Below are 14,075 nucleotides of genomic sequence, written 5' to 3'. Positions count from 1 at the left end.
TCATAAAAAGTATATTTTGAAAGCGCTTAAAAATTTGCCGTGGGTTGTCTTTTCAATCTTAATATAAAAACAAGTTAGAAAGGGGTTGATAGTTAGTGAAGAGGAGGGCAATTCTCTTTCTATTTTTTACTGTACTGCTTTTGCTGCTTTCAGGTTGTGGAAGCTCAGAAACCACAAAATCGACAGCCGGAAACGGACGATCAGGTGGAGCCAAAGTGATTAAAGTAGCCAACTATTTTGCTGAAAATCACCCGCAAAATGTCGCCTTGCGTGAAAAGTTTAAAAAAATAGTTGAGGAAAAATCTAGAGGAAGTCTCAAAGTGGAGATTTACCCTAACAGTGCGTTAGGGGCAGAGCAGGAGTTCTACAATGGTGTTCGCAACGGCACAATTGAAATGGGGATTCCGGGATTGATTATGCAAAATGATATCGCGAAAATGGGAGTTCCAGAATGGCCATTTTTATTCAAAGATTTTGAGCATGTAAAGAACGTGCTGAACGGCCCGATCGGGGAGGAAATCACCGCAGAACTCGAGACAAAACATGGTGTTGTTCCGTTGGCGTGGAGTGCAAATGGATTTCGCATGTTTTCATCGAATAGAACGATCGACTCAATCAAAGATTTTAAAGGATTACGTCTGCGAATGCCAAACATTCCGAATTATATTACGATCGGGAAACTTCTAGGAGCAAACGTCACCCCGCTACCGATTTCGGAAGTTTTCACCGCCTTAGAGCAAAAGGTAGTAGACGGACAGGATAATCCAATCGCCACATTACGAGCTTCGGGATGGTACGAAGTTCAAACGGATGTATTAGAGTCGAAACATATGTTTAGCCCGAATGTGTATGTGGTCAATAAAAAGTTTTGGGACAGCTTGACTGACGAACAGCGGAAAATCATTCAAGAAGCAGCCAAAGAGGCGGCAGATTATGAATTTGAGTTGATGGAAAAAAGCTACGAAGAAGACAAGAAGTTTTTACAAGAACATGGCATTAAGTTCACCACTCCTGATGATAAGTTTGTAAAACAAATGGAAGAAGCAGTACAGCCGTTGTATGATGAGCTGTTCAAGAAATACGATTGGGCCGAAGACCTGTATAAGAGAATCAAAGCAGAGGCGAAATAAACCAGGCTACAGTTAAAAGGGTGATTAAATTGTTAAGAAGAATCGGGAAAATATTAGATACCACGTTGAATGTATTGATGGCGGTAGCGCTTGCCTTTATGTGTATTTTAGTATTCGGCAACGTTGTGTTGCGGTACGGATTCAACTCCGGTATCACCTGGTCGGAAGAAATGTCTCGCTTCCTTTTTATTTGGCTGTCGTTTTTTGGAGCTATTGGTGCTTTAAAGGATAACAACCATTTGGGCGTCGACATCTTGCTGAAGAAACTACCGCCCCGCGCCAAGCAGGTTGTTTTTATCATCAGCAATGCCATCATCCTTTACGTGCTCTACTTGCTTCTTGACGGAAGCTGGAAAATTACGCTCAGCAGTATCGGAAGCCGGGCTCCGGCGACCGGCTTGCCGATGGCGTTTATTTATGGAACCGGGCTTGTCGTGAGTATTGGCATGGGCATCGTCACTTTGTTTCATATTTATCAGGCGCTGTTTCGTCCCGAAGCGATTGATGAGCTGACGAGAATGAAAGAATCGGAAGAAGAAATCATCGCCGTTGCTCACAGTGAGGCAACAGAGCTGCCACAGGAACGAAAACAGGACGCCGTTGGAGGTGAGAGGTAGATGGCGTTAGTTGTGTTTATCGGATCGCTCCTTGGCGTGATGGCGATCGGGATGCCGATTGCGTTTGCGTTGCTCGTCAGCGGGGTTGCACTCATGTTTTACCTGAATATTTTTGATACACAAATCATCGCCCAAAACTTGATCAGCGGAGCGGACAACTTCCCGCTGATGGCCATTCCATTCTTTATTCTCGCTGGGGAGTTGATGAACGCTGGGGGCATTTCAAAGCGGATCGTCCGCTTTGCCTTGGCGCTTGTCGGCCACATCCGCGGCGGGTTGGGGTATGTTGCCATTATCGCTGGCGTTTTATTTGCCGGCCTGTCTGGTTCCGCGGTAGCTGACACGGCAGCGCTCGGCGCCATTCTCATCCCGATGATGGTCAAGGCTGGATACAATCGCAACCGTTCGACAGGCCTCATTGCCGCCGGGGGCATCATTGCTCCGATCATTCCGCCGAGCATTCCGATGATCCTTTTCGGGGTGACTAGCGGGGTGTCGATTACGAAGCTGTTTATGGCCGGCATCGTCCCAGGCATTTTGCTTGGGATTATCTTGGCGGTTTGCTGGTGGCTGGTGACCCGGAGAGATCAATTGGAAGTGCTTCCACGTCAGTCGGCGAAAGAGATTTGGCAGGCGGCTCGTGAAGCATTTTGGGCGCTGTTGTTGCCGGTGATTATCGTCGGTGGGCTTCGCGGAGGGGTGTTTACGCCGACAGAGGCTGCGGTAGTAGCCGCCTTTTACGCCCTGTTTGTCGGTTTGTGCATTTACCGGGAACTGAAAGTCCGGAATTTGTTCCATGTGCTCGTGGCCGCGTCAAAAACGACGAGCGTCGTCATGTTTTTGGTGGCAGCAGCTATGGTGTCAGCGTGGCTGATCACAGTTGCCAATATTCCGTCCATTGTCACGGATGTGTTGGCGCCGTTTATAGAACATCCGTTGGTGCTTTTGTTAGCCATTAATGCGCTGGTGTTGTTGGTCGGGACGGCGATGGATTTGACGCCGACGGTGCTTATTTTAACTCCGGTGCTTATGCCGATTATCGAAAAAGCAGGGATCGATCCGGTGTATTTCGGGGTGCTGTTTATTCTAAACTGCAGCATCGGGTTGCTCACCCCGCCGGTTGGTACGGTGCTAAACGTCGCCTGCGGAGTCGGGAAAATCGGGATGGAAGACATTCTGAAGGGGATTTGGCCGTTCTTATTAGCGGAAACGCTTTTGCTTCTGTTGCTCATTTTCTTCCCATCGCTCGTCACTGTGCCACTTGAGTGGTTTGCGGGCAATTGATAAATGCCATTTATAACTAGGGGGATTGAAACCGATGAAAAAGAGGAATGTACTTAGAAAGATGATGGCTGGCTGTATGGCCATGGGGTTGCTTTTCTTGACTGCCTGCAGCTCAGGAACGACCCAAGGGAGCGGTACAGACAAGGGGATCCAACAACGGGTAATAAAGGCGGGCATCGGCCTAAACGAAGACCATCCCGAAGGCCAAGGATTGCTTAAGTTCAAAGAGATTGTTGAGCAGAAAAGTGGCGGAAAATTAAAAGTTCAAACATACTTCAGCGCTACTTTGGGCGATGACTTAAAAATGACGGAAGCGCTTCAAGCCGGCACACAAGAAATTACGATCCCGTCTACTTCGCCATTGGTTGGAATTATGAAGGAATTTGGTATTTTTGATTTTCCGTTTCTCTTTAACACGCCCGAAGAAGCGGATGCCATTTTGGACGGACCGATAGGCCAAAAACTATTGGAAAAACTGCCTGAATATGGATTGATAGGGCTTGGCTATTGGGAAAACGGATTCCGTCATGTAACGAATAGCAAACGTGCTATCGAGACAGCGGATGACTTTAAAGGATTGAAATTACGGACAATGCAAAACGAAGTGCATATTGATGCGTTTAAAGAACTTGGTGCCAATCCGACGCCAATGCCTTTCTCGGAAGTGTTCACTGCATTGGAAAGCCATACGATTGATGGTCAAGAAAATCCGTTGGCAACGATTAAATCGAACAAGTTTTACGAAGTGCAAAAACATTTAAGCTTAACCAAACACGTTTATACTCCGTTTGTGTTCCTTGTCAGCAAGAAGTTTTGGGATACGCTGTCGTCTGAGGAACAAAAGATTTTGCAGGAAGCTGCCATCGAAGCAGGGAAATATCAACGGCAGCTAAGCCGGGAAGAGGATCAAAAAGCATTGGATGAGTTGAAAAAGACAGGCGTAAAAATTAATGAAATTAGCGATCAAGAACGTCAAAAAATGGCGGAAATCATTCAACCGGTTGTTGAAACATATGCAAAAAAATTCGGAGACGATCTTGTAAACGAACTATACAATGAGTTGGATAAAATTCGCCAGTAAGCAGTAGTGAAGTTGGTGGTTGTTAGGTCGAGGGGGCAATGAGCTGTATTTGCCCTCCCCTTTTCTAAAATGTGCTAGGGATCGAGCGAACAATTCAAAGGTTGAGGGAAGAATAGATGAAAATCATTAATGATATGCTCAAACATATTCCCATTCCTAAAATGGTAAAGGTAAGACAACATTTCTATGCCCCGGAGATTTCCAATGTTCCTGAGGCAGTCCGCCAAAGCATCAAGGAGGCTGACGTCCTCGAGCGGATTTCCCCAGGCGACCAAGTCGCCATCGCTGTCGGAAGCCGCGGGATTGCCGATATACCGACGATTGTCCGGGAAGTCGTGAGCGCAGTCAAGCAGGCGGGCGGCAACGCGTTTATCGTGCCGGCAATGGGGAGCCACGGTGGGGCGACAGCGGAAGGGCAGAAAGAGGTGTTGGCTCATTTAGGGGTGACGGAAGAGTTTGTTAGGGCGCCGATCCGTTCAAATATGGATGTTGTTGAAGTCGGAAGGTTGGAAAATGGACTGCCTGTCTACATAGACAAACTGGCATACGAAGCAGACAAAATTATCGTCGTCAATCGGGTCAAGCCCCATACAGCGTTTCGTGGACCTGTTGAAAGCGGGTTGATGAAGATGATTACGATTGGTCTCGGCAAGCAAAAAGGTGCGGAAGCAGCCCATCAGTATAGTTTCAAATACATGGCACGGCATGTGGTGGATATGGCGAAAATTGTAATACAGAAGGCGCCGATTATTTTTGGCGTTGCAGTGTTAGAGAATGCGTATGACCGTCCCGCCAAAATTGTGACGGTGCCAGCTGAGCAATTTGAAACGGTGGAGCCTGAACTGCTCATTGAGGCCAAATCGCTTATGCCGAGAATTATGTTTAACCCGATTGACGTGCTTGTCGTCGATGAAATCGGAAAAGATATTTCCGGAGACGGAATGGACCCAAACATTACAGGTCGGTATGCGACCCCTTATGCAAGCGGCGGTCCGGACATTGCGCGGATCGTCGTGTTGGGGCTGTCGGAAAAAACAGATGGCAATGCCAACGGAATCGGTCTAGCCGATATTACAACCAAAAAAGTAAAAGAACAGATCATCTGGGAAAAAGGGTATGCAAACGCTCTGACAAGCACGGTCGTCTCCGTCGTCAAATTGCCCATGTTCTTAGACACAGAAGAACTGGCAGTGAAAGCAGCGATTAAAACATGTAATGCCTTTGATATCAAAAAAGTAAGAATGGTCAGGATCAAAAATACATTGGCACTTAGGGAGATTTGGATTTCTGAAAGTCTTTTAGATGAGGCATATCGAACAGAAGGAATTGAGATTTTATCAGCGCCAATGGCGATGGACTTTTCAAATTAAATCATATGGGGCGAGGAGGATTTGAAATGGCGGCGGTTGTTTATCCACGTATTGAAAGCCAGATCAACCCATACCGCGATAATGTTCAAGGGAAGGCGAATGAGCCAATATGTGTAGCCGGATTGCTCGACCGTTCAAAACAAATTTTAGGTTCCGAGTTAAAAGGGATGCAGCCAGACTGGACGTTAGAGGAAATCTACGATCGGCTGCACCACAACGCCCCCCGGATTGCGATCATAGGGGGATCGCCGGACCATCCCGCGCACATCATGGATTTTCAAACGATTGCCCGGGCAGCCATTCGGATTTGGCAAAACGGGGGAGTGCCGTTTCAGTTTTCGACACCGGTCATGTGCGACGGAACGGCGCAGAGCAACCAGGGAATGAGCTATTCGCTGCAAAGTCGCAATGCGGTGGCGCAAATGATCGTGAACCAGTTGGAAGCCCATAGCTACCACGGTGCTTTTGTCATTCAAGGATGCGACAAGCAGCCGCTCGGCGTCGTCAGCGCTTTGGCACATCTTGACCGTGTCCGTCGGGAGCGAGGAGAGGCGCCTTTCTTCGCCACCTTTGCGCCATCCCATGTATTACAAGGAGGAACGATCCCACCCAAGTTGTATGCCGAACTGGAGGAAGTCGCCCGACGGGCGGAATTAGCTGGGGAAGAAGACATCGCGTATGATTTGCGGGATGCACTGGCATATATTTTACAATGTTCTTCCAACACAGCTTTTCAAGGAGTGCTCGAGCGGGCGAGAGGAAAAGGAATCATTACAAAAGAGCAGCACGAAGACTATGAAAAACGATTGGCTGTAGCGACATGTGACAGCCAGGGCGGCGTTTGCGCCTTTAACGGAACCGGCAACAGCTCTCGGCATTTAATCGCCGGATTAGGCTTGGTCCATCCTGCTTTGGAACTGTTGACGGCCCCGCCGACACAAGAACAGATTAACGCGGCCCTCGACAGCTTTGTCGATTTAATGAATGATCCGGTGTATGGTGTGGCCAATCTTATGGCGGCCAATATTAAAAACGCGATTCGCATTCATAGCGCCACCGGCGGATCAACGAACATTATGATGCATATTGTGGCAGCCATGCTGTATGGGGGATATCGGTTCGATTTGTGGGAGTACGACCGCATCCACCATGAAGTACCGGTTCCTGATTTGTTTGACTACAGTTTAACTGAGGGAAGAGATATTTTCGCGTTGGCGGTTCAATGCTGCAGCGGGAAAATAAGGGGAATGGAAACCGTATTCCATGAATTAATGAGCAATGGGGTGCCGATGGATATCGATGCCCCAACTGTCACCGGGACGACTTGGCGGGAAAGACTCGCCGTCAATCAAGCGCAGTTGTCAGCCGAGAACGTCGAAAACAACCCGATCATTTTGTCCAAGCCGAGACGGCCGTTTAGCGGCGTCGACGTTCTATCAGGGAACTTCTTTGAAAGTGCGGTCGTGAAAATCAGCGGTATGTCGACAAAACAAATTGATGAGTTTGACAAGAAAATTGCCTTTGTCCTGTATTATGAAAACGAGGATGAGGCGAATGAGGGGCTGCTCGATGTTCACTTGCTTGAAAAGTTGAAACGGAGCCGTTGCTTCCGTCATCAAAGCTTGATCGCTGCATTGAAACATAATGCCCCGCATTGGTTTGAGGAGTGGAAACATCGTGAATATGATGATTTGTTTGATGCGATGGTGAAAGAAGGGGCGTTAAAAATCGCAGTAGTCATCGCTGGCCAAGGACCGGAAGCGTTCGGCATGCCAGAAATGTTCACCCCGATGCAGCATATTAATGCGAACCGCCAGTTAAAACGGCTTGCCACTCTGATCAGTGACGGGCGTTACTCCGGTGTCACATATGGGGCGGCTATCGGGCACATGACTCCCGAAGCGATTCGCGGGGGAGGGATTTTGTACTTAAAGACAGGAGATCTCCTATATATTGGCCTTCGCGAACGGAAAATCGAATTCGTCAATGAAGGGGCGTTCCAACATGGGAAACTTGTATTCGAGTTTGAAGGGGTGAAACAGGAAAGAGAAGAAATCGCCAATCAACGCATGGCCAACATGCGTCAACGTCAACGGCGCATTGCAGCAAGCAACCGGCTAATCGGACATACCGACGCTGCCCATGGCGTTGTTCCGCTCCACATTGCCGAAGAGGCGGTATATGATTACAAAAAGGATATCATTCTTCCAACAGTGAAAAAATCATAACGGGTGGACCGAAGTGATTCGAGCTTTTCACCCTCCTGTATTATAATAGAACCAAGGCAAATTCCCTGATTGCATAGTCCGCAAAACTTCTAGAAAAGAGGGTGAAAGCATTGCCATTAATCCAAGCAGTCGATCGAGCTCTTCGTATTTTAGATTTGTTCGACGAGTACGAGACTGAACTCAAAATTACCGATATTAGTGAACGTATGCAGCTTCATAAAAGCACGGTACATTCGTTGCTGAAAACGCTGCAGCACCACCATTATATTGAGCAAAATCCAGAGAACGGAAAATATCGGTTAGGCATGAAGCTGTTTGAGAGAGGAAACTTAGTGATTCGTCATCTCGATATTCGCTCTGTTTCCAAGAAATATTTAATTGACATTTCGATGAAAACAGGGAACACGGTGCATCTTGTTATTCTCGATGGAAAAGAAGGAATTTATATCGACAAGGTAGAGGGAACGTCCGGAACAGTTTTGTACTCAAGAATTGGAAGGAGAGTTCCTATTCACAGCAGTGCGGTAGGAAAGGTGCTGGTGGCCTTCAAAAGTGATAAGGAACTTAAAGAACTTTTAAATGGCTATGTGTATAAGCGCCATACCGCCAATACAATTACTAGTGAAGAGGAATTCCTTAAAGAACTCGAACGAGTTCGGAGCAGCGGCTATGCTTTGGATAGAGAGGAAAATGAACCGGGAATTACTTGTGTCGCTGTTCCGATTCGTGACCATTCGAGGAATGTTATTGCAGCGATCAGCATGTCCCAGCCTTCTGCCAAAGTAAATGATACTGTGCTAAACGAAGAAATTCAGCTGCTGCAAAGGGCAGCGGAACAGATCTCGACAGAAATGGGATATGTCCAACATGGCCATTTGTCTGTGTAATATGGCCATTTCTTTCTAACAAAATGATAAAACAGAGTTTTTTAATATAAAACAAGTAATAAGGGGAGAGGCTTTATGAGAGTGATTCGCTATGTCGAGGATTCGTGTGTTGTATTGGCTGCAGTGACGGATGACAATGCTGTGCATCCGCTTCCGTTTACTGAGTTTATGGATGTGGTTCGTGAGGCAAAGCGTCACCAACTGTCTACGTTCCGCTACATCCAAACGCTCATCAGCGGAAAACGGGGGATTGAAAAAGAGGTGGCTGAGCTGAATTTGCTCGTTCCGGTTGTCGCTCCTGAGGTATGGGCTTCGGGAGTCACCTACGAAAAAAGCCGTGAGGCAAGGAACTATGAAACGTCTGAAAAAACAACCGGACAGGAGACGTGCTACGACCGGGTATACCACGCGGAAAGGCCGGAGATCTTTTTTAAATCCACCGCAGCCCGAACGATTGGCCCGAACGCTCCCATTTATTTGCGAAGTGATTCGAACTGGCAAATTCCTGAGCCCGAGGTAGGGTTGGTAATCACAAGGGAAGGCGAAATTGTCGGGTATACGATCGGAAACGACATGAGCTGCCGGGATATCGAGGGGGAAAACCCGCTGTATTTGCCGCAGGCGAAAATATGGAAACATTCGTGCGCCATTGGACCTGCCATCCGCCTGGCGGAGACGGTAGAAGATCCATACAACCTGCAAATGACTTGCCGGATTTACCGCAACGACCAACTTGTTGTGGAAGAAAGTGCGAATACAAGACAGTTGAAAAGAAGATACGATGAGTTAGTCTCTTTCTTGATTCGCGATAATGAGGTGTTTGATGGCACTGTATTATTAACGGGCACATGCATTGTTCCGCCTAACCAGTTCACCCTCCAAGAAGGGGATCGGATTGAAATTGAGATCCCTGAGATCGGGGTGTTGTCCAATCCAGTTCAATCGTTGGCCCAACAGGCAGTGGCCAACTAAAAATAAACGATAAAAGGAGAAGGGGAGAAGAGAAGATGAAGGTACAAACAGAAATCAAAACGTATTTCAACTACATTAACGGCAATTGGGTCAGTTCAGTGAGCAACAACGTAGAACCGAGCATCAATCCGGCCAATCGCCATGACATCGTCGGATATGTTCAACGCTCGACGTTAGAGGATGTCAACGAGGCGGTAACCGCAGCGAAGCAGGCGCAAACATCATGGTGGAAACGGTCCGGTGTCGAGAGAGGAGAGTATTTGTACAAAGCGGCTCACATTTTAGAACAACGTCTCCAGGACATTGCCGAAACAATGACAAGGGAAATGGGGAAAACGCTTGCGGAAGCGAAAGCGGAGACGATGAGAGGCGTGCATATATTGCGTTACTATGCGGGGGAAGGAGCACGAAAAATCGGTGATGTGATCCCATCAAGCGACAGCGAGGGGCTCCTGTTTACGACCCGTGTTCCGCTCGGAGTTGTTGGGGTCATTTCGCCGTGGAATTTCCCTGTGGCAATTCCGATCTGGAAAATGGCGCCGGCGCTTGTGTATGGGAATACCGTCGTGCTCAAACCGGCCAGCGAAACGGCGGTGACGGCGGCGAAAGTGATCGAATGCTTCCATGAGGCAGGTTTCCCAAAAGGGGTCGTTAATATGGTGTGCGGATCCGGCTCGGTCGTTGGCCAAGGGATTGCGAACCACCCGGATATTGATGGCGTCACCTTTACCGGCTCGAACACGGTTGGAAAGCAAGTGGGGAGAGCGGCGTTTGAACGTGGGGCCAAATATCAGCTCGAGATGGGCGGAAAGAACCCGGTCATTGTGGCCAAAGATGCTGATTTGGATCTGGCGGTCGAAGGAACGATCAGCGGCGGTTTGCGTTCGACGGGGCAAAAATGTACAGCGACGAGCCGCGTCTTTATTGAACGGGAAGTGTATGAACCGTTTAAAGCAAAACTTCTCGAACGGGTGAAGCAGCTGAAAATTGGAAACGGACTGGACGCTGAAACATGGATGGGGCCGTGCGCGAGCGAATCGCAGTTCCATACGGTTTTGTCCTATATTGAGAAAGGAAAGTCCGAAGGAGCCAAGCTTATTTACGGTGGAAACCGATGCCTCGAAGGAGAACTGGCCAACGGCTTTTTTGTCGAGCCAACGATTTTTGAAGATGTGGATCTTCAGATGACGATTGCCCGCGAAGAAATCTTCGGCCCTGTGCTGGCGTTGATTCAAGTCGACAGTATTGAAGAGGCCATTAAACTGGCGAATGATACAGAGTACGGGTTGAGTGCCTCGATTTACACAAAGAATATTGGGAATGCTTTGGAATTCATCAAAGACATTGAGGCAGGGTTGATCAAAGTGAACGCAGAAACGGCAGGAGTCGAGTTTCAAGCGCCGTTTGGCGGAATGAAGCAATCAAGCTCCCATTCACGGGAACAAGGGCAGGCAGCTATCGAGTTTTTCACATCGATCAAAACAGTATTTGTAAAAGCTTAATTGCGCAGAAAAAATACCTCGATGATGATTTTCATGCGCTTTGGACGATAACAATAGGTGTCCCATTTCCTTGGGGCACCTTCTTGTCAAAAAGTTTAGAGACGGCCACAACAGAAAGGGGGAGAGCAGGTTGGCAGAACATTTATGGCAAAAGCGGGAACAACTAGTTCATCTTCTCAAGGAGATGGGAAATGTATTGGTTGCTTTTTCCGGCGGGGTAGATAGCACATTTTTATTAGCAATGGCAAAAGAGGCGCTTGGTGATCAAGTGCTGGCTGTGACTGCTGTTTCCGAAACATTTCCGGTTCGTGAAGTACAACATGCGACTAAACTGGCTGAACAAATAGGAGTCAAACATATAAAAATCCAAATTCATGAACTGGAGAACGAGGATTTTGTCAAAAACGACCTCCATCGCTGTTTCCATTGCAAGCACAACTTGTACACTCATTTAGGGGAATTGGCTCGCAAATATGGCCACATGTACACTGTTGTTGATGGTTCCAATATGGATGATTTAGGCGAATACCGCCCAGGACTTCAGGCAGCTAGACAACTCGGAGTGCGGAGTCCGCTTCAAGAAGTGCAGCTTTACAAAAAGGAGATTCGTATTCTATCGAAAGAAATGGAACTGGAAACGTGGGATAAACCGTCGTTTGCTTGTTTATCTTCCCGCATCCCTTATGGACAAAAAATTACAAAAGAGAAAATTGAGCAGCTTGATCAATCGGAAGAGTTCCTTTTAAATCTCGGCTTCCGCCAGATTCGTGTCCGCCACCATGGAGAAATAGCAAGAATCGAAGTGTTGCCGGAAGAAATGGAGATGGCGATCAAGTATCATCAGGCGATCTATCATAAACTGAAAGAGTTAGGTTTTTTATATGTAACTCTTGACCTCAGAGGATATAAGTCTGGAAGCATGAATGAGATGCTAGAAAAGGAAATGGTGAAATGAGCGAAATTATAAAAGAAACGTTGAACAAGTTAAAAGAAGGAAGCATTTCAGTAGAGGAAGCATATCGAACACTAGCCTCCTATGATCATATCGGATATGCCACTTTAGATATTCAGCGGGAGAGAAGAAAAGGATTTCCGGAGATTATTTTTGGAGAGGGGAAATCAAAGGAACATTTGCTTGGTATTTTTGAACGATTAATGAAATTCCATCAAAAGGTGTTTGCTACACGTGTTGATTCAGAAAAAGCATCTTACCTAATGGCTACTCTCAAAGCGCGCTATCCAGAGGAACATTTTCAATACAGAGATGATTGTCATATTTTCTATTGGATTTCCCAGGATTATGTAGAAACAAAAAAGCACGGGTATATAGCAGTTGTCAGCGCAGGAACGTCAGATGTTCCTATCGCCGAGGAGGCGGCAGTAACGGCTGAATTATTAGGATGCAAAGTGAAGCGAATATATGATGTAGGCGTTGCGGGTATTCACCGATTACTCGACAACATCGAGATGATCGAGCGTTCGAGTGTCGTCATTGTCGTTGCTGGGATGGAAGGAGCGCTTGCCAGCGTAGTCGGCGGGCTTGTTTCCAAACCAGTCATCGCTGTTCCTACAAGCGTGGGATATGGAGCTAGTTTCCAAGGGCTCTCAGCGTTGCTTACCATGTTGAATTCGTGTGCGAGCGGTGTTTCCGTCGTCAATATTGATAACGGGTTTGGCGCAGGATATTACGCTGCTACGATCATGGCTGTTATTGAGCAGGCTGTCGCCGAGGCCAAAACGTTAGGGAGAGAAGAAAAATGAGGATTTTGTACTTGGACTGTTTTTCCGGAATTAGCGGTGATATGACGGTAGGTGCTCTGGTGGATGCGGGTGTGCCGCCGGAGAAAATTGAGGCGGAACTGAAAAAACTGCCATTGTCAGGCTATCAATTGCGATGGGATAGAGTAGTAAAAAAGGGGATTTATGCTACAAAATTCGAGGTGATGATGCAAGAGAGTGCTATGGATCATCATGACCATGAGAGCCATCACGCCCATAGGCATTATTCTGATATTATCGATATGATTTGCCGCTCGGAGTTAAGTTCGGAAGTCAAAAAAAGAAGCAAACAAATTTTTCATTGCATCGCTGTTGCCGAGGCAAAAATCCATGGCATGCCTGTTGAAAAAGTTCATTTCCACGAGGTGGGAGCTGTTGATTCTATTGTCGACATCGTCGCTACAGCGGTTGCCCTTACGGAACTTAATGTCGATTATATTGTTTCTGCCCCTGTTCCGCTAGGATGTGGGTCGATTTGCTGTGCACATGGTACATATCCCGTTCCAGCCCCGGCAACGTTAGAAATTCTTCAAGGCGTGCCCATCCGATCTAGCCACTTGTCGTTTGAGTTAACAACCCCGACCGGAGCTGGGATTATCAAAAGCCAAGTGAACTCATACGGGCCTCTTCCTTCGATGAAAGTATCAGCAATTGGATATGGCGCTGGGGCGCGCGACTTGCCCGATCAACCCAATGTGCTGCGAGTAGTAATCGGAGAGGGGACTCATGCACGAGCGGATAGTCTGTCATCATCCCATTTAGAAGAAGAGACCGTTTATATTCTTGAGTGCCAGCTCGACGATATGCCAGGAGAAGCGCTTGGATATGTGATGGATCGACTTTTTCAAAAGGGAGCACTCGATGTATATTATACTCCTGTTTTTATGAAGAAAAACCGTCCTGGCGTTCTGTTAACGGTTTTGGCTTCAGCACCTCATGTAGAACAGTGTGAGCAATTTGTGCTGAAAGAGACAACGACTCTTGGCATTCGAAAGGATATTTGGATGCGCAAGGTTTTAGAGAGAGAGGTCGTGTCTGTTGCTACATCGTATGGGAATATTCGCGTTAAACAGGCTATTCATCAAGGAAAGGTGATTAGGCAGATGCCAGAGTATGAGGATGTGAAAGAAGCAGCCCTCGCTCATCAAGCAGCGTTTCTAGATGTTTACGCAGAAGCTGCTCAACAGGCTAGAAAAAAGATAAAAGAAGAATGATGAATGGAGGT

At 47.2% G+C, this 14,075-nt stretch carries 12 protein-coding genes; all 12 read left to right on the top strand.

Annotated features, from left to right (window positions below; all coding sequences use genetic code 11):
• The first annotated feature begins 95 nt into the window (after positions 1-95).
• The 12 genes from IC804_RS01780 (at position 96) to larC (ending at position 14,064) form a co-directional block, all read left to right on the top strand.
• The gene (locus IC804_RS01780) at positions 96-1,130 is read left to right on the top strand and encodes a TRAP transporter substrate-binding protein (RefSeq protein ID WP_029761710.1); all 1,035 of its coding nucleotides are present in this window, start codon (positions 96-98) and stop codon (positions 1,128-1,130) included.
• Positions 1,131-1,207: 77 nt separating this feature from the next.
• Positions 1,208-1,747 (top strand): TRAP transporter small permease, encoded by a 540-nt coding sequence (locus IC804_RS01775; protein WP_369802845.1) that lies wholly within the window; start codon positions 1,208-1,210, stop codon positions 1,745-1,747.
• Positions 1,748-3,031: a TRAP transporter large permease subunit gene (locus tag IC804_RS01770; protein WP_060475935.1), complete on the top strand. Its 1,284-nt coding sequence runs from the start codon at positions 1,748-1,750 to the stop codon at positions 3,029-3,031.
• 34 nt (positions 3,032-3,065) lie between these two features.
• Positions 3,066-4,112 carry a TRAP transporter substrate-binding protein gene (locus IC804_RS01765; RefSeq protein WP_081157258.1) on the top strand — a complete coding sequence of 349 codons (1,047 nt, stop codon included), beginning with the start codon at positions 3,066-3,068 and terminating at the stop codon, positions 4,110-4,112.
• 116 nt (positions 4,113-4,228) lie between these two features.
• Entirely contained in the window at positions 4,229-5,482 is a 1,254-nt protein-coding gene (locus IC804_RS01760) for a nickel pincer cofactor-dependent isomerase, group 22 (RefSeq protein ID WP_008879964.1), read from the top strand.
• Between the two features lie 26 nt (positions 5,483-5,508).
• Positions 5,509-7,710 (top strand): dihydroxy-acid dehydratase domain-containing protein, encoded by a 2,202-nt coding sequence (locus IC804_RS01755; protein ID WP_011887573.1) that lies wholly within the window; start codon positions 5,509-5,511, stop codon positions 7,708-7,710.
• A 110-nt stretch (positions 7,711-7,820) separates the two neighbouring features.
• Positions 7,821-8,597: an IclR family transcriptional regulator gene (locus IC804_RS01750; protein WP_011887572.1), complete on the top strand. Its 777-nt coding sequence runs from the start codon at positions 7,821-7,823 to the stop codon at positions 8,595-8,597.
• 75 nt (positions 8,598-8,672) lie between these two features.
• Positions 8,673-9,569 carry a fumarylacetoacetate hydrolase family protein gene (locus IC804_RS01745; RefSeq protein ID WP_011887571.1) on the top strand — a complete coding sequence of 299 codons (897 nt, stop codon included), beginning with the start codon at positions 8,673-8,675 and terminating at the stop codon, positions 9,567-9,569.
• A 35-nt stretch (positions 9,570-9,604) separates the two neighbouring features.
• Complete coding sequence (gucD, locus tag IC804_RS01740) at positions 9,605-11,071, top strand: alpha-ketoglutaric semialdehyde dehydrogenase GucD (protein WP_008879968.1); 1,467 nt, start codon at positions 9,605-9,607, stop codon at positions 11,069-11,071.
• A 130-nt stretch (positions 11,072-11,201) separates the two neighbouring features.
• On the top strand, positions 11,202-12,026 hold the full coding sequence (larE, locus tag IC804_RS01735) for an ATP-dependent sacrificial sulfur transferase LarE (protein WP_011887570.1): 825 nt from the start codon (positions 11,202-11,204) through the stop codon (positions 12,024-12,026).
• Positions 12,023-12,832 (top strand): nickel pincer cofactor biosynthesis protein LarB, encoded by an 810-nt coding sequence (gene larB / locus IC804_RS01730; protein WP_008879970.1) that lies wholly within the window; start codon positions 12,023-12,025, stop codon positions 12,830-12,832. Before larE ends, larB begins: the two co-directional genes overlap by 4 nt.
• On the top strand, positions 12,829-14,064 hold the full coding sequence (gene larC / locus IC804_RS01725) for a nickel pincer cofactor biosynthesis protein LarC (protein ID WP_008879971.1): 1,236 nt from the start codon (positions 12,829-12,831) through the stop codon (positions 14,062-14,064). Before larB ends, larC begins: the two co-directional genes overlap by 4 nt.
• The last annotated feature ends 11 nt before the right edge of the window (positions 14,065-14,075 follow it).

This window comes from Geobacillus sp. 47C-IIb (assembly GCF_014679705.1).
Taxonomy (GTDB): Bacteria; Bacillota; Bacilli; order Bacillales; family Anoxybacillaceae; genus Geobacillus; species Geobacillus thermodenitrificans.
The sequence above is the reverse complement of the archived record's forward strand: the minus strand, read 5'-3'. Positions and strand labels throughout refer to the sequence as shown.